We start from the raw sequence: 15547 nt of genomic DNA on the forward strand, positions 1-15547 counted from the left end.
GAACTGGTTGTTATGATATTGATACTAATTCTCAAAATCATAATTTTGGTCAATCGAAATTCTTTTTGGTGGGCGAAAGCCTTCTCCCGGGACCTTTTTTCAAAGACATTCAGGAAAAAATACATGGACCTAAAAAAATCACCTCTCATTCTCCTATTCTTTCTAATCGGGCTTTTCCTTTTTGCAGATTGCAAAGCAGATAAGAATAACAACGATTCGACGATCCTCGCAGGAATCGCCGTATTAGGATCGGTTCCAACGGCTACAAAGGCGCAGGTCATAGACCGTTACCTTCAGTTAGGTTACGAGTCCTACGATCAGAGTTATAAGGATGCCGTCGCATTACAATCGGCAGTAACAACATTTGCGGCGACCAATACTCCTACGGCGGCCGATCATACGAATTTGAAAAATCTCTTCATCATCGCGCGTGCTTCTTATCTCATCACCGAAGCATTCCGTTTTTCATCCGGACCGATCGACAATTCCGATGTAGTAGCTTGCGGAGCCGGAGCTGACGGATCGGGAGGATTAGAATGTGAAGGAGTTCTCAACGCATGGCCGTTAGACGAAAGCGCAATCGAAAACTATATCGGCGGCGGAGACCCGACAACTTACGCCGCGATCTTAGCGGCAAACGGCGATTCAGCAGCGACTGGCGCAGCAGAAGGTAACGATGATAAGGCGATCACCGTCGGTTGGCACGCGATCGAATTTCTCCTCTGGGGACAGGATCTTTCCGGAGGTGGCACAAACCAAATATCGGGACAACGTCCCGTGGGTGATTTTAACGGAGCGGCCGGCGTCCCGGCCCGCAGAAAGGCCTATTTAAAAGCGATAACCGACGCACTCGTACTCCAACTCAAATTGGTTCGGGATCAATTCTCCGACGGAACCGTCTATTCCAACACCATGAAATCCAGTCCAAACGCGGGAATCACAAATATCTTCCAAGGACTCGGAAAGTTCATCGCGGGAGAATGGGGTGGAGAAAGGCTAACCGGAACATTCGACGGACAACAAGAAGAGGAACATTCTTGTTTTAGCGATACGACAAAAGCCGATTTTTACTACGACGCACAAGGTGTTCTCAATCTCTGGACGGGATCTTATCAGATCAAAAAGAACGTCGCGATCTCGACCGGCCCCGGACTCAGCAGCCTTTTCGGAACTTTTACGGCCCCTCCGATCGCGGCTCAGTTGATCGCATCCAGAGACGCTTTCTGCATCAATCTCCCGGAACAGACCTCGGATCCGAACTACACTTCGACTTGTTCTTCCGGAACCCTCACGGGACGTTACGATCAAATCATCAAGAATACGGATTCCGAATATAAAATTCTTTTTGATACGCAAAAATTGATCGGAGACACTCTGAAAAAAACCATCACGGACGCGGCAAAGGGCGTCGGGGTTTCCATCACCGATTTCTCGATTTAATAAAAAAATAAAATATAAAAAGATGAACCGTTATGAAAAACAAAAGTATAAAAATGAAGGAAAAATTTCATTCCTTCATGGTTTCAGCATATTCTAATATACGAATAGGATTCCTCCTCGGAATCCTTTTTGTTTTATTCTCCCAATGCGGCGGAATTTTAGATTCGAAAAAGAAGAACAATAACGATCTAGAATTAGCCGCCATTCTTCTAATTCTCCAAAACATAGATCCGGGAGAACAATACTCGGGCGGATTGACGACCACGTTCGACACAACGGTAAACGCATTCGACTTAGTCGCTTCGAATCTTCGAGACGGCGGAAACATCGACTTTCAGGGCGGAAACTCATTCTTTAACAGACTCTGGGTCCAAGGCGGAAATTCCGCGTCCGACGGATTGGGTCCCGTATTCAACAGCAATTCCTGCAACGGCTGTCACGTAAAAGACGGAAGAGGAACTCCTCCCGTCAGCGGAAGCAGCACCTTCTCGACGATGTTGGTTCGAGTCAGTAAGAATGGAAAAGATCCGATCACGGGCGGTCCCGTCGGTTTGGACAACTACGGATTACAGATCAACGATCGTGGAGTGGCCGGTCCTCCCTTAGTTCCCGGAGAAGCTACCACAACGGTGACATTTGTGGAAGAACCCGGAACCTTTCCGGACGGAGAAGCCTATTCTCTCCGAAGACCTACGTTTACGATTTCAGCTTGGGCCTTTGGAGTTCCTCCCGTCGTCAATCAATCTCCCCGTACTTCTCCTATGATTCCGGGGCTTGGACTTTTGGAAGCGATACCGGAATCTACGATTCGTTCTTTTGCGGATCCGGATGACACGGATGGAGACGGTATATCAGGAAAACCGAATACAGTTTGGGATGCCAGACTTCAGAAAAAAGTTCTCGGTCGATTCGGATGGAAGGCAAACGAACCAAACTTAAACCAGCAGAATCAAGGCGCTTTTTTAGGCGATATCGGAATCACAAGCCCTCTTTTTCCGACCCAGAATTGCACTGCCGCACAAGCCAACTGTCTCGCGTCCACACCCGGAAACAACGGAACCTCGGAAGGAACCGAAGTTTCGACAAAAACCGCCGATCTCGTAACTCTCTATACAAAACTCGTGGGTGTACCCGGAAGAAGAAACTGGACGAATACGAACGTGATTCGCGGAAAAGAGATCTTTTCCGAAATCGGATGCAACTCCTGTCACAAACCTTATATTTTCACGGGTTATCTTGAAGGATTTCCCGAAGTATCCTTTCAACACATAAAACCTTATACGGATCTTCTTCTTCACGATATGGGAGCCGATCTCGCGGACAATCGAGAAGATTTTGAAGCTACCGGAACCGAATGGAGAACCCCTCCTCTTTGGGGAACCGGACTTGTTCAAAAGGTAAACGGGCATAACCATCTCCTTCACGACGGAAGAGCAAGGGGACACAAAGAAGCGATCCTTTGGCACGGAGGAGAAGCCCTCAATTCCAAAAACAAATTTATCGCCCTTTCGAAAGCGGATCGGGATAAACTGATCCTTTTTCTGGAGTCTTTATGAGAATTTTAGAATTTTCTAATATGATTAAGAAAAGAGCCCTCATTGCCGGAAAAGTCAAAATTCTACTTTTTACTTTTTTGGTTATTTTTCCCGGAATCCGTTGTGAAGAAATCGGAAAAATATCGGGAGCGGAAACGCTCATCATCGCCTTGTTTGCAAACGCTAGCACGGGAGAATTTCTAAATTACACGGCCAACCAGGTCGCAGTCCCTCAATTCAATCGACTTCTGATCGCTTCCAATCAATTGAAAACGAGCGCCGCAAACTATTTTACGACCGCAGGAACCGGAACTGGGCCGGCTGATTTGGCCGACCTCCAAAACAAATGGTTAGCAGCCAGAAAACTTTTCAAACAAGCCGAGATCTTTTATATCAACCGTTCGTATCTTCCTTCCACATACGTTCACAGATTGGACGGTTATGTTTTGGGAGAAAGCAGCCGTCCCACTACGGCCGATTTGGACACGGCGGCGGCTACCTCCCCATCCTCGAACGCCGTAGACGGATTTCCTCTCACTCGAAAAGGATTCGCGGCTTTAGAGTATTTCATCTTCGACAACGGAGCCAATGTTCATACGTTAGCCGCCATCGATAATGCAAACGGCTTGAGCGTGGGAAGAAGAACTTACATCGCCTCACTTGCGAGTGTGATCGAACTCGATTCACAAAGACTCTACAACTCTTGGAATTCTTCTTTTGCAAACGAGTTGGCGACGGGTTCCGGTTCCTTTGCGGGAATCAAAGACGCGGTCGATTCGTTTATCAACGGAATCGTACAATTGGAATACACGAATCAAGTCGTTCGTATCGGAGTTCCCGCAGGGTTAACGGTCGCGGGAACTACTCAGTATCCTGCAAAATTAGAATCGATTTACAGCGACACTTCCTACCAAGACCTTCTTTCTTCGGTGGAAGGACTGGAACTAGTATACGCCGGAAATGCCGGAGACGCGGATTCCCGATCCCTGAGTTATTTGGTAAAATTGCAAAACAGCGAGTTGGACACTAGGGTGAAAAATAAGATCGCAACTCTCAAAAACAATCTTCAGAGCAGAATCAACGCATCCATCACTTTAAAAACGGATCTCACCGGAAATCTGACTTTTGTAAACACCCAGATTCACGCCAATTTTAAGGATTTGAGAACTACCTTTGCGACCGAAGTGATCGGCATTTTGGGCGCGAACGCACTTCCGTCGAACTCGGACGGAGATTAGAATTTTAGAATATTCTAAATTCTAATTTTCGACAAAAAAGAATAAAGGGGAACAAACGAATTGTGGTTCCTCTTTATTTAAGAATCCGGAAAGGAAAAATCAAACGGAACACCGCGGGAAAACCGTAACCTTCGAATCAAAAAAATCGCCTTTTTCCAAGTTTTAAATTCGTAAATTTCTTTCCAGAACCGCTTTTCTTTTCTAAATTCGAATTTACGACTGAAATTCCGATATGAACCTTTCCAAAAAAATAACGTTCTATTGGATTCTACTTTGGAGTCCTTTTCTCTGCATGAGCCAAATTCACTACCAACAAATCACTCTGGAGGAATTGGTTCGAAGTTCTCCCTATATCTTTTTGGTCCGCGCGGCCGATCCTTCTTTTTCCGTGACAAAGATAAAAATTCATTCCAAACTTTTAAAGGAACTTGGGATTCAGGAAAAACTCAAAAAAAAGGTTCCCGATTTCGAAAGAAGAATCGCTCATTACGAGGTTCAAGAAGTTTTAAAGGGAAGCTGGGATCAAAAAACGATCTCGGTTCTTCCTGCGAATTTCGTCAATTCACTCGAACTCCATATTCTTTATTATGGGACCGGACTTTCAATTTCCCCCATCTATCTTTCCTACAATCCTCCTCAGGAAGTGAACGAGGAGAATCAAGATTTTATCATATTCTTACGGCGCTCTTCCCGGTTCGAAACGTTTGAGTGGAACACGGTCGGAAGTATAGAATCGATAGGCCGTAAGGAAGAAATTTTGGATCTTATCCGCAATCGATAGAGAAAAGACTCGATTCTTCTCAAACGCACAGAATAAGAATCCGCTTTCTATTGCCGATCGTGATCTGCGTTAGTCCGCATTTCTCCCCGTTTTCACTCGATCGCCCCTTCTAAGTTGTGTTCCGTTTTTTAAAATTCAACAACGACTTCGAAGAATTTTCCGAGGAAGAAGTTTCGAATTTGAAAATCCGACTTGCCATTCTTAGCAAGATTGATTCCATTCTCCGAAAAACAAAGAGTGGAGAAACAATGAATCCTGCAATCATCGCGTTAATTGGTTTTACGATTTGGACCATCCTTCTCGGAATCGGAGTGATCAGCATCCGCACGTTTAAGGTTCTGAAGGGAGAAAAAAAATCGAACGAGTTTCCTTCCGGAGTTCAACACGGAAGTAATTTCTATTGGAGACTGAACAGAGCTCACAACAACTGTATCGAAAATCTTCCGATCTTTGCGACCTTGGTTTTGATCGGGGCCTTTATTGGAGTTTTGGATTCGACATTCGCATTCGTAAGTCAAATCGTCTTGGGAGCGAGATTGATTCAATCCTTGGCGCATCTGAGTTCCGGTTCCGAGATGGCGGTAAACATACGTTTTACCGGCTTTGTCGTTCAATACGGAAGTTTTCTCTATTTGTTCTGGCAAATTCTCCGCAAGTCGGGAACGATCTGAAAAACAAAAAGAATTGGATTCTTTAGAATTCTCCTGGATTCTGGAATCCGATGATTCTATTTGCGGACAAAGAAAAAGAATTCAAAAACTCGAAAAGTTTTTGGACCTCCCTCGGAAAAAACGTTCTCTCCAAATCCGGAGAGAACTCCGGAAGATTGATCGACGTCCGAATTCTTTCCGGAAATCTCTCGGGTATCGTAGTCCTCAAAGGATTTCGAAAAATCTACTTTTCGAAAGAATATCTCAAATCCGATTCCAAAGAAAGAATCCTCTTAAAGATCGATCCTCCTAGCAACCTTCTCGGCAAAAGAGTCTACGATAAAAACGCAAGACTTCTCGGATCGGTCGTTTCGATTCAAGTTTCGCCGGGTTCTTCCAAGTTGATCCGTTTTTGGGTAAGGAAGTTTCCATTCTCTCCAAAGATCGAGTTTTATCCCGAAGACATCGAAACATCCATTAAGAATGTCTTATTAAAAAAAGATTATGCCAAACGAAAGTAACATAATCACTTCCGATGATATTCTAGGAAAGGAAGCTCTCGATCCGGAAGGCCAAATTCTCGGGGTCGTGGTCAAACTTCATATCGATCGTACTGAAAAAAGAATCATAGGTATCACGATCGACCAAGGTTTTATGAAACCCGATCTTTTTGTGGGAATCGACTTTGTTCGTACTTTAGGAGTGGATGCGATTTTTCTCAATACGATTCCATTTGAAAAATACAAAGGGCTCAAGGTTTTGAGCAGCGACGGCTCCGAAGCCGGAATCGTTGATGAAGTGATTTCCAAAAACGGAAAGTTGGAATCCATTCTCGTAAAAACGTCCCTCAATCCGCTTTCCAAAGAAAGAACTAAAATCCCCGCCGCTAAGATCCAGGAAATCGGGGACAAGATTTTGCTCAAAAGAAAATCTTCTTGACCAAAACGGGTTTTTAAGGAGGATTCTGAGTACCTGAACTTTTGTCCACTTTCCGCGATAAATTTGATTCGGAACCTTGTTATCAAATCTACAGGTCTTAAGAAATCCTATGACTTCCAAGTTTGACTTTCTCCGCAAAAATCTCTACAGTATGGCGGAGCTTTGTCTCGAACAAGTACTCATTCTCGACGACGCTCTGGAAACCGACGATTCCGAACTTGCAAAAAAGCTAATCGACCGAGACGATCTGATCGATAACCTCGAAAAACAAAACGACAACCTTTCCCAGAACGCGATCTTGGAAGCGGTCGCCAATCGGAATTCTATGGGAATGGATCAGGTCGACGGAGAAGTCATCTTAAAAAGAGACCCTCTTCGTTTCGCACTTTCTGCGATCCGGATCACAAGAAACTTGGAAAGAATGGGAGATCAGATCGTAAACTGCGCGAAGTGTTTTCGAAGAGGCCTGATCCCGAAACGTTTTTTCTGCGACGAAGAGATTCTAAACAAACTTTTATCCAGAGTCATCACCATCGTCGGAATGGCGGTGGAATCCTTGGTCGAAGAAAAAAATCGTTTTTACGGAAGCGTTCATTCTGTCGAGGAAGAGATCAACAATCTCTGTCAATCCGCATTCTTAAAATTCGTAATGGATCCAAGATTGGATAAAAATCAATTCGCGGATGTGTATCGTCTCATCCTCTGTTTAGAAAGAACGGGAGACTATGCGGTCAACATCGCGGAAGAATTGGTTCGTTTGAATACGGGAATGGACATTCGACACGTTTCGGATCCGGTTCAAGCGATTGCAAAAACAAGCTGAGACTCCTTTCACACCTAACTCCAATTAGTATCTCTGGATGTATAAATTCTGTTATCTCAGAATATAACGTGATAGGTAGTTTTCTCCGCGATGAGTTATACTGTTAACGCGTAATCTTTACAATCTAAGAATTAGGTTTTATCATGAGAAAACACTTCACTCAAACTCGGAACGGCCTAGAAAGGTTTTGGCAGATCGAGATCTCCGGTTATTCTCTCCTTGTTTCTTTTGGAAAAACGGGTTCTCTCGGAAAAAGAAGAATTCTCAATTTTGAAAAGAGGGACGAGTGCAGCAAAGAATTCGAAAGGCTCGTAGAGGAAAAAACAAAACAAGGTTTTCAAGAATCCGATCGGATTCCTTCTTATAAAATTCTTTCCGGCGATCCGAACTATTTGGAGAGCTGGAATCGAATCTTAGAATCTTCCGATCAAAAAGAAGCCCTTCGAAATCATTTTCATTTTTTGACGGAAACGGAAGAGTGCAAAACTCTTCTGGAGCAAATTTTTTCCCAGATCACCGACGTAAAAATCGAAGAAGAACAATTGATTCTTACTTTACCTTGGTCTTACGATAACGAAACTCCGGTTCATCTTTGTTGGCAAAAACCATTTCTCGGGAAAATTCATACTTCCGTTCCCAACTCGATGGCAGAATTTGCCTGCATCTTTAACGGAATCAAAATCAAACACGACAAAGACGATTATCCAACGTTTGCGATCCGAGGAATCGGGGCGGATTCAAATTCTCCGGATCAACCCGCCGTAGTAGAAGACGACTACGGATGGGAAGAAGAAATCTTGGAAGATGGCGAAAGCTGGTGGATCGCTCCTCTGGAAATCGTAGGAAAGGATTTTTCCGACATACAGTCGTTAGGCGCATTGCTCGTCTATCATCCGTTTATCAAAAACAAACACGGAGAAGCGGCTATCTCTTGTGTCGATCACGGAAGCTGCGACTTAGAACCTCCTGCGGTCCGTTATGGAATGGGCGGTTTTTTGCTCCGAGAAATTGGCCGCTGGGTACGAGATATCGAGGTGGATTCGGATAAGGATTTGAGTTTCGACGGAACTCCGATCGTTTCGAGACGGTTTCAGGAATTTATGGCTCACAAAGCGGTGGAGATTTCCGAAAACGATTCCGACGTCGCAAAGAGAATTTTAGAATTCGACTGGCATTCTCTCGCGTTTAAAATTCACAGAACGATTTCGAAATGGATCCAAGGGCTCGGAAAAGAAGGTGCGATCCAAGAAAAAATTCTCGTTTTTGATTCTTATTGGGACGACGCGGGGGAAATCGTTTTTCTCGGTTTTGATTGGCACGCAGGAAAGGACTATGAAGACGCAATTTCGGAAGGTGCAAACTTTATAGATTATTTTCTGAATTTCACGTCCTTCTACAACTATATATTAGAAAATTCTGATTCTTCCGAAATCTCCGGAGGGGAGATCGTGGAAATTCTCGGAGAAGATTACAATTCGGTTCGAGACATTCTCGCGTTTTTATCCATTGAGAATTTTATTTCCATCGCGAACGGTAAAGAATTCAAAAAAGTTCCGAAAGAAGAGGAAGGTGTTTATTTCGCGTATTCTCATTTTCACGACGAGGAGGCGAGTGTCGCTTATCATTCTCAGAAAGGAATCGAGGAAAAATTTTTCGAGGAGTATTTTCCAAAGGAAAAAAAAACTAAAAAGAAAAAGGAAATCCCGGAAGAAGATCGGGAACTTTTGGACGATATTATCGGCGACGTTATGGATGACTACGCCGGCGTCTGGAAAACCACGATGGAACAATCCATTGAACGTCTGGATCAAAACTTTCACGAAAATCAGGAAAGGTATAAAAAAGAATTCGATCGAATTTTAGAATACAAAGAGAAAGTTTCCTCGAAAGAGGAAAAAGAAAAGTTTAGCGACTTGGGAATGCAGATCAGTTCCATCGCTTTGAATCGGTTTCTAAAAGCGAACAAACCCGACGTTGCGGGTTGGGTTCTGAATTGTTATCACGAAATTTATGAGAAGTTAGGAATCAACAGAAACTCCGTAGTGAAGGGAAACGAGTCAGGTAAGATGTACAATACTTCCGAATACTTTGCGGGAGATATCATCGTCTTTATCGCCAAATACGGCGGAGGGAAATTTCTCGCCTTAGTGGAAGAATTACTCCCGACCGAGATCAAGGATAGTCGTCTCGCTTTTAATCTTGCCTGTTTGAATTCTTTAGAAAAGAAAAGAACCGATATGCTTCGTTATACTCAGATCGCGTTGGCCCTTGGAAAACCGAAAAGCGATTTTAAAGATCGAGACTTTGACAATTTTCGAGAGGATCCCGAGTTTCATGCGTTAGTCGGTCCTTGACCAAAAGGATAGGAATTTTGAATTCTAAAAATCGGATTCTCCCCTTAGCAAAACGGCGTTTTGAATGAGATTATTTTCGGTTTTTGTAATATCGATCCTAGGTTTTTTTCTCGGAAAACGTCTGGAAAGTTTGTTTGGTTTGGATCCGCCCTACTCTTTGTTCTATGCCGGTATTCTAATTCAGCTTTATTCTATCATTACCCTTGCTTTTTCCCTGGCCTTCTTTGTAACAACGAATACAATTTTAAGAATCCGTTCTAAAGACCGGCGGTGATGTTTCATCCCCATCGAGCGCCGAAGAGAATGTTTTTTTGAAAAAATTCTTCAGCGTCTTTTTTTTTCTCCAAAAATCGACGGCCTGATCTTGTTCGAGAACCGTCTTGTGTATGGGAACAATCCATCTTGACACAAAGAGAAAAATTCAATCCTCCTTTTCCGATTCCAAGAAGGAAGTGGAAACGATCCTTTTTCCGGAAACATTTCTGAATTCTTTATCCGACGAAGAAAGGAAAAAACTTCCGAGATGTGTTTTTCCTCTTCTGAAGAGATATCAAAAGTTCATCTTATCAAAAAGAAGAATCAATCCAAGAGCCGGGAAAACGCTTTACCAAGGAGATCGGGGAAAACTGATTCGTGTGAATCTTAGAATCGAATCCGAAGCTTGGTTGTTGCTCGGAGTTCTTTCGGCGGCGCACGGAGTATCTCGCTGTTTTATGTTGAACTATCTCCTTTGGTTGGAGGCCTCCGAAGTCGGGGACTCTATCGATAAAGTTTTGAACGTGGGATGTCCACCGCTCCACAACTCTTACAGCTATATCTGGCACCTCGATCGGGTCGAAAAGAAGATCATTCGAAGGATAGAATTCGATCCCGACCCGCTTTTTACCGATTTTTAGGAGAATTTCTCATTCTTTCGGACTTACTACGATCGGAAGATTGTTCTTATCCAAAGGAACAAAAATCAACTTTGAGTTCGGATTATCAAAAGCTTTGTATTGAAGATATCTCGTCGTCAACTTATCGTTGATAATCGCTTGCGACCTTGCTTGCCCGTCTGCACGAATCATCTGCGCTTCCGCATCGGCCCTCGCCTTCTTCTTCGCAATCTCTATACTTTTCTCCGCTATTTCGAGTTCGTATTTTTGTTGTTCAAGTTCCTGTTGTTTCGTAAGTTTCGCTTCGATTGCGTGCAACATATTTGGAGAATATTCTATGTCGTCCAAGATTACGTCGAAAACTTCGATGTGTTTTCCTTTGGTTCTTTCGATCACTGCGGTTTTGATATCTCTCGCGAGGACGGCGCTGTTTTTAGAAATTTGAATCATCTGATGATGGGAAACTACGTTTCTAATCGAAGCCCTAAACTCCGGCTGCACAATACTTCTGTAATATTCCGGACCCACCTCGATATGAAGCTGATACACTTCTTCCCTTATCGGTCGCATGATGATAACCGCTTGAACGTCGATCTTTAAGTCGTCGTTTGAAAGAACGTCCACCTTTTCCTTATACGAATTCCATTGTGTGGAATAAGTATAAATATCGTTCCAAGGAAGTAACCAGTAAAACCCGTTAAAAACAGGATCTTTACTGAGTCCGACATCCGAAAGACCGAACGGTTTCCAAAACAATCCGATTTCGCCCGGACGCACCGTAGCGCCGCAATTAAGGGTGAGAATGGCTAAAAGAATGAAAAAAAGTTTTTTCTGATTCATAAATAAACTCTTATATTCCTGATTTTTAATTTAGTTACTTCCGTCGAATTCTATCGTAAAACGTACGATCAATTTAGGATCCACATGTCTCGCGCTTCCGTAAAAATCTCTTTTATGACCCGCGAGAAGACCTTGAATCGCGATTTGACAAGATTCCAAAAGGGAATCGTCCTTATCGTATAGTTTTACGGTAAAAAAAGCCTCTGCGTAATCTTGACCGGATCGATTCTCGATCTGTCCGAAGATTTCAAGATAAGCGAATTGATCCTGGATTCCTACGTTGTAGTATTTGAATTTTCCGTCCAAAGTCGTTTCCGGGGAGGATTTTCTGGAAGCGTCCAATGATTTAAAATCCGCCATCGACGCAACAAACATCGTCAAAAGAAAAATTGAGAGAAAGGCAAATATAAATCTTCTCAGAAATAGGATTGTAGAACGAATCTTTAAAATTTCAGATTTGGAAATTTCTTTCCAAAGTCTAAAAAACGTTTTTGGGACTTTTTTTTGATCGACGGGTTTAATCGTATCTAACGATGTTTTCATTCAAAATGATCCTTTAGAAAAGAAAGAATAGAGAACGTATCGGCTTCGTTTTTTCATGGATCCCGTATTTCTTTACGAAGTAATATTAGATTCGCTTTTTAGAAAAGGTAAACAACTTTATGAGTTCCGCAAAATCGATTTCTTCCGGTTCTTCCCTTTGGTTTCTCGTTCTTTTTCCACCGTTGAGTTTTTTGATTTCGATTCTGGGATTCTCCATCTTTTTTGTTCTCTCCGGGCTTCAAGAACCGGATCAAATTTCAAAAGAAGTTCAATCCAACGTCCCACTGATCCTTTTATTTTCTCAAATCCAAATTCTCCTTCTTTTTTTCATTCTCCTCAATCGGAACGAACACTACCAGATTCGGGAAGAATGGAAGATTCTCTCCTTTTCGGAAACGTTTCAGAAGATCGGACTCGGATTTTTTTTTGGAACGGGACTCGCCTTAAGTTACATCTTTATTCTCGCCGATTTCCTTTTTTTTCTACAGACTCGACTCGGAGACTGGGTCCCTCCGGGAGAAATGTTGTCTTCGTTTCAAAAACCGGTTTGGATTTTTATCGCTGCAAATTCTCTATTGGCTCCTTGGATCGAGGAATCGGTTTATAGAGGAATGACAATGCGCGCTTTGGAGGAAAGATTCGGGATTACGGCGTCGATTCTCGGATCCAGCTTACTTTTCGGCATTTTACACTGGTTAGGCGGTTTTTGGTATATTCTTCTGACGGCGATCGTGGTCGGAATTCCATTTGCGATAGTCAAACGTTATACGAAATCGTTATGGGTCGTCTTCTCGGCCCATTTTATTCTAAACCTAATCGAAAGTTTATGGATTCTAAACCGTTAGAGAAATTTCTCCATCGACTCTTTTTCCAGGAGGATTTTTGATTTTTTTGGAGATTCCATTCTTATCCGGAAAGAAGAAGATATTTGTTTTTTACACACAAAGCGAATCGAAAAAAGTCATGGATCTAATTTTAGAAAATAGAAAGTTTAAACTTCCGGAACATCATCCAGATAACTTTTTAATTCCTCTTTAAGACCGGGAGGCAACGCTAAACCTGCGCCTTCGATTCTTTCATTGTATTTGTTAAACGAAAAACGATGTCTCGAGGTCCGAATGTAATCTTCCAATGCTTCGGAGCCCCAGTCTAAAATATCGTTTATAAATTCTTCGTTCTCCTCCAGCTTTTCACAATAAGGAATAAAAAGAGGACGATTGACCGGTCTTCCGATGGTTCTGTAAAACATAAGCCTTTTGATGAGATCGCTGTCTTTCAGATTTTCCTTTTTCTCTATGGCTTTTTCGACCATTCTCAGATTGATACAATCTAAGAATTCAACTTTCAGATTTTCGTCGTTCAGACGTTTTCGAAGCGAGGTTTTAATCTCCTCGGTCTCGTAAAGAAAGTTTGGACAGAATTCGGGACATTCCACGTCTTTGTGAAGGTCGCAAAAGTGAAGAAGAATACAATCGATATCGGAAGCCGTTTCCACAATTCCGAAATTGATCGAACCTAAAATTTCAACTCCCGTATGAAAACCTTTCTCCTGCAATTCCTTAAGGGCGATCCGAAAAGCCTGCATTCTTTTGAGAGCTTCCTTCGTATCGTAATTGCGATACTTGTTTTTTAGAGCTATGTATTTTTCTACAAGTGTTGACGTCATCCGGTGATGTTCCTGAGATACAGGTTCATTCCCCTAAGTACGATCTCAGGAATTTCGTGTCCACCCGGAAACGCTATCATTTCTCCTTTCCATCCGGCTCCGATTAAAAGTTGTTCCAACTTTTTCGCCGCCGGATAACCCAGAACGGGATCCATTCTTCCATGACTCTGAAAGAATTTGTAATCCTTCTTCTTTTCCGCCAAACGTCTCCAGTCGGTTTCGCTGATCAGAGTTCCCGATAAAATAAGAAGTCCCGCGGGATTCATTTCAGAATGAAGCGCGATATCTGTGGCGAGCATCGCACCTTGACTAAAACCTCCCAAGATCACTTTGTCCATGCTAAGACCTAGACTGGAAATCATCTCCACCGCTTTCTCGCGTGCGCTTTCAAGTCCTGCGGGATAACGATCCGAAAAATCTCTGTATCCTCCGGTCATCATCGCCTTCTGCAGCGCTTCCATATCGATCGGAAACCAAGCCCTTCCGTTGTAGCCTGGCATCACGGGAATTTCTAAAATTCCGTTTGGGAAAAGCCAATTGGTTCCTTCCGGGAGATCCAAGTATGCGCTGAGAGGAGAAAGGTCGTATGCGTTCGCTCCGTATCCGTGAAAAAGAATCACGGTATAAGCTTCCGGGTTTCCCGGAAGATAAACGGCTTCGATCGGACCGATCGATTCTAAAGGACGGTTGTATGAAGATTGCATGTTTTGATTCTCCAAATTCAAAATGAAAGAATGTTCATCTAACGATGATATATTTTCGTTTTAGAAAGGCAAAGGAAATTCAAGAGAAAGTTTTTACTTGGCAATTCTATTTCTCTCACGGAAATGGAAAGCCAATCAGTAACTCGACACGAGGGGAATCATGTCTAAACAATTCGAAGGAAAAATAGCACTCGTTACCGGAGCGGCGTCTCCACGCGGGCTCGGAAGAGCGATCGCAAATACTATCGCTAAAGAGGGAGGGGACATAGTAGTATGCGACTTAAACAAAGAACATATCGAACAAGCGGCGGCCGAGATCGCCAAAGAATTCGGCGTAAAAACCTTAGGAATTCCGTGTAACGTAACAAAGCCCGAAGACTGCGACGCCGTCATCGCGGGAATCAAAGAAAAATTCGGTAAACTGGACTTTCTAGTAAACAACGCGGGAGTTCTCAAAGACAATCTTCTTATGAGAATGAGCGAGCAAGAATTCGACTTCGTGATGGACGTAAACCTAAAAGGTGTTTTTCTTATGACAAAGTCCGCGTCCAAACTTCTTCTCAAAGCCGAGTCCGGAAGAATCGTAAACATCTCTTCGGTTTCAGGTCTTACCGGACAACCGGGACAAGCAAACTACTCGGCTTCAAAGGCGGGTGTGATCGCTCTTACAAAAGTTTCCGCGAGAGAATTTTCAGGAAGAAACGTTCTTGTAAACGCGGTTTGTCCCGGATATGTTCAGACAGACATGACCGCTTCCCTTCCGGAAGAAGTTCAGAAAAAACTGACCGACCCTATGTTCATTCCTCTGAGAAGACCCGGAACACAACAAGAGATCGCAAACGCAGTGAAATTCTTCTTAAGCGATCAATCCAATTACATCACAGGCACTTACTTGAGAGTGGACGGCGGCGCCGCGATCGGAATGTAATTTGTCTTTTTTGAATTTTGCAGGAGCTTTTTAAGAATGGCTTCTGCAGAATTCAAAATTCTGCATGTAATTTGCCTTTTTTCTACAAGCCATTTCTCTTTCTTTTCATTTCATAAACCAAAGAGGATAACTTCCTGAAAAGTTCATAAGGACGGATTTAAGTCCAGTTCCAAGTAGTTCTCTATTCTTCTTTAGAAACAAAAAGAGCGAATTCGAATTTCAAAAAAATTC

At 43.0% G+C, this 15547-nt stretch carries 15 protein-coding genes and 1 pseudogene; 12 read left to right on the forward strand and 4 right to left on the reverse strand.

Annotation, left to right across the window (positions count from 1 at the left end; translation table 11 throughout):
* Positions 1-123 precede the first annotated feature (123 nt).
* The 10 genes from JWG44_RS12740 (at position 124) to JWG44_RS12785 (ending at position 10656) form a co-directional block, all read left to right on the forward strand.
* On the forward strand, positions 124-1440 hold the full coding sequence (locus JWG44_RS12740) for an imelysin family protein (RefSeq protein WP_205275342.1): 1317 nt from the start codon (positions 124-126) through the stop codon (positions 1438-1440).
* Between the two features lie 53 nt (positions 1441-1493).
* Positions 1494-2996, forward strand: coding sequence for a di-heme oxidoreductase family protein (locus tag JWG44_RS12745; protein ID WP_408611967.1), 1503 nt, complete (start codon positions 1494-1496; stop codon positions 2994-2996).
* Complete coding sequence (locus JWG44_RS12750; RefSeq protein WP_205275344.1) at positions 2993-4213, forward strand: imelysin family protein; 1221 nt, start codon at positions 2993-2995, stop codon at positions 4211-4213. The genes JWG44_RS12745 and JWG44_RS12750 overlap by 4 nt, the downstream gene beginning before the upstream one ends.
* 232 nt (positions 4214-4445) lie before the next feature.
* Positions 4446-4994 carry a hypothetical protein gene (locus JWG44_RS12755; protein WP_205275345.1) on the forward strand — a complete coding sequence of 183 codons (549 nt, stop codon included), beginning with the start codon at positions 4446-4448 and terminating at the stop codon, positions 4992-4994.
* 248 nt (positions 4995-5242) lie between these two features.
* Positions 5243-5665 carry an MAPEG family protein gene (locus JWG44_RS12760; protein ID WP_205275346.1) on the forward strand — a complete coding sequence of 141 codons (423 nt, stop codon included), beginning with the start codon at positions 5243-5245 and terminating at the stop codon, positions 5663-5665.
* A gap of 50 nt (positions 5666-5715) precedes the next feature.
* Entirely contained in the window at positions 5716-6165 is a 450-nt protein-coding gene (locus JWG44_RS12765) for a hypothetical protein (RefSeq protein WP_205275347.1), read from the forward strand.
* A complete protein-coding gene (locus JWG44_RS12770) occupies positions 6149-6583 on the forward strand; it encodes a PRC-barrel domain-containing protein (protein ID WP_205275348.1) in 435 nt (144 codons plus the stop codon). Before JWG44_RS12765 ends, JWG44_RS12770 begins: the two co-directional genes overlap by 17 nt.
* Positions 6584-6692: 109 nt before the next feature.
* Positions 6693-7406, forward strand: coding sequence for a phosphate signaling complex PhoU family protein (locus JWG44_RS12775; RefSeq protein WP_205275349.1), 714 nt, complete (start codon positions 6693-6695; stop codon positions 7404-7406).
* Between the two features lie 143 nt (positions 7407-7549).
* Positions 7550-9760 (forward strand): WGR domain-containing protein, encoded by a 2211-nt coding sequence (locus tag JWG44_RS12780; RefSeq protein WP_205275350.1) that lies wholly within the window; start codon positions 7550-7552, stop codon positions 9758-9760.
* Between the two features lie 386 nt (positions 9761-10146).
* On the forward strand, positions 10147-10656 hold the full coding sequence (locus tag JWG44_RS12785) for a DUF1564 domain-containing protein (RefSeq protein WP_205275351.1): 510 nt from the start codon (positions 10147-10149) through the stop codon (positions 10654-10656).
* A gap of 9 nt (positions 10657-10665) precedes the next feature.
* Here JWG44_RS12785 and JWG44_RS12790 read toward each other — a convergent pair whose 3' ends face one another.
* Together JWG44_RS12790 and JWG44_RS22695 are read right to left on the reverse strand one after the other, a co-directional pair.
* A complete protein-coding gene (locus JWG44_RS12790) occupies positions 10666-11475 on the reverse strand; it encodes a prohibitin family protein (RefSeq protein ID WP_205275352.1) in 810 nt (269 codons plus the stop codon).
* Between the two features lie 30 nt (positions 11476-11505).
* Positions 11506-11784, reverse strand: a pseudogene (locus JWG44_RS22695) (FxLYD domain-containing protein); the annotation flags it as partial.
* 353 nt (positions 11785-12137) lie between these two features.
* On the opposite strand from JWG44_RS22695, the gene JWG44_RS12800 reads away from it, so the two are divergent.
* A complete protein-coding gene (locus JWG44_RS12800) occupies positions 12138-12863 on the forward strand; it encodes a CPBP family intramembrane glutamic endopeptidase (protein ID WP_205275353.1) in 726 nt (241 codons plus the stop codon).
* Between the two features lie 146 nt (positions 12864-13009).
* Here JWG44_RS12800 and JWG44_RS12805 read toward each other — a convergent pair whose 3' ends face one another.
* Both JWG44_RS12805 and JWG44_RS12810 read right to left on the reverse strand, forming a co-directional pair.
* Positions 13010-13684, reverse strand: a complete 675-nt coding sequence (locus JWG44_RS12805; protein ID WP_205275354.1) for a hypothetical protein — start codon at positions 13682-13684, stop codon at positions 13010-13012.
* The gene (locus JWG44_RS12810) at positions 13681-14388 is read right to left on the reverse strand and encodes an alpha/beta hydrolase (RefSeq protein ID WP_205275355.1); all 708 of its coding nucleotides are present in this window, start codon (positions 14386-14388) and stop codon (positions 13681-13683) included. Before JWG44_RS12810 ends, JWG44_RS12805 begins: the two co-directional genes overlap by 4 nt.
* Positions 14389-14548: 160 nt before the next feature.
* Here JWG44_RS12810 and JWG44_RS12815 point away from each other — a divergent pair, with 160 nt between their 5' ends.
* Positions 14549-15316: a beta-ketoacyl-ACP reductase gene (locus JWG44_RS12815; RefSeq protein WP_205275356.1), complete on the forward strand. Its 768-nt coding sequence runs from the start codon at positions 14549-14551 to the stop codon at positions 15314-15316.
* The last annotated feature ends 231 nt before the right edge of the window (positions 15317-15547 follow it).

It is taken from the genome of Leptospira ainazelensis, from assembly GCF_016918785.1.
GTDB classification, from domain to species: Bacteria; Spirochaetota; Leptospiria; order Leptospirales; family Leptospiraceae; genus Leptospira; species Leptospira ainazelensis.

Excerpts from the sequence above, each read along its gene's own strand:
- JWG44_RS12800 (WP_205275353.1), top strand. The coding sequence starts at position 12,138 with ATGAGTTCCGCAAAATCGATTTCTTCCGGTTCTTCCCTTTGGTTTCTC.
- JWG44_RS12805 (WP_205275354.1), bottom strand. The coding sequence starts at position 13,684 with ATGACGTCAACACTTGTAGAAAAATACATAGCTCTAAAAAACAAGTAT.
- JWG44_RS12770 (WP_205275348.1), top strand. The coding sequence starts at position 6,149 with ATGCCAAACGAAAGTAACATAATCACTTCCGATGATATTCTAGGAAAG.
- JWG44_RS12785 (WP_205275351.1), top strand. The coding sequence starts at position 10,147 with ATGGGAACAATCCATCTTGACACAAAGAGAAAAATTCAATCCTCCTTT.
- JWG44_RS12815 (WP_205275356.1), top strand. The coding sequence starts at position 14,549 with ATGTCTAAACAATTCGAAGGAAAAATAGCACTCGTTACCGGAGCGGCG.
- JWG44_RS12740 (WP_205275342.1), top strand. The coding sequence starts at position 124 with ATGGACCTAAAAAAATCACCTCTCATTCTCCTATTCTTTCTAATCGGG.
- JWG44_RS12750 (WP_205275344.1), top strand. The coding sequence starts at position 2,993 with ATGAGAATTTTAGAATTTTCTAATATGATTAAGAAAAGAGCCCTCATT.
- JWG44_RS12760 (WP_205275346.1), top strand. The coding sequence starts at position 5,243 with ATGAATCCTGCAATCATCGCGTTAATTGGTTTTACGATTTGGACCATC.
- JWG44_RS12780 (WP_205275350.1), top strand. The coding sequence starts at position 7,550 with ATGAGAAAACACTTCACTCAAACTCGGAACGGCCTAGAAAGGTTTTGG.
- JWG44_RS12790 (WP_205275352.1), bottom strand. The coding sequence starts at position 11,475 with ATGAATCAGAAAAAACTTTTTTTCATTCTTTTAGCCATTCTCACCCTT.
- JWG44_RS12745 (WP_408611967.1), top strand. The coding sequence starts at position 1,494 with ATGAAGGAAAAATTTCATTCCTTCATGGTTTCAGCATATTCTAATATA.
- JWG44_RS12755 (WP_205275345.1), top strand. The coding sequence starts at position 4,446 with ATGAACCTTTCCAAAAAAATAACGTTCTATTGGATTCTACTTTGGAGT.
- JWG44_RS12775 (WP_205275349.1), top strand. The coding sequence starts at position 6,693 with ATGACTTCCAAGTTTGACTTTCTCCGCAAAAATCTCTACAGTATGGCG.
- JWG44_RS12765 (WP_205275347.1), top strand. The coding sequence starts at position 5,716 with ATGATTCTATTTGCGGACAAAGAAAAAGAATTCAAAAACTCGAAAAGT.
- JWG44_RS12810 (WP_205275355.1), bottom strand. The coding sequence starts at position 14,388 with ATGCAATCTTCATACAACCGTCCTTTAGAATCGATCGGTCCGATCGAA.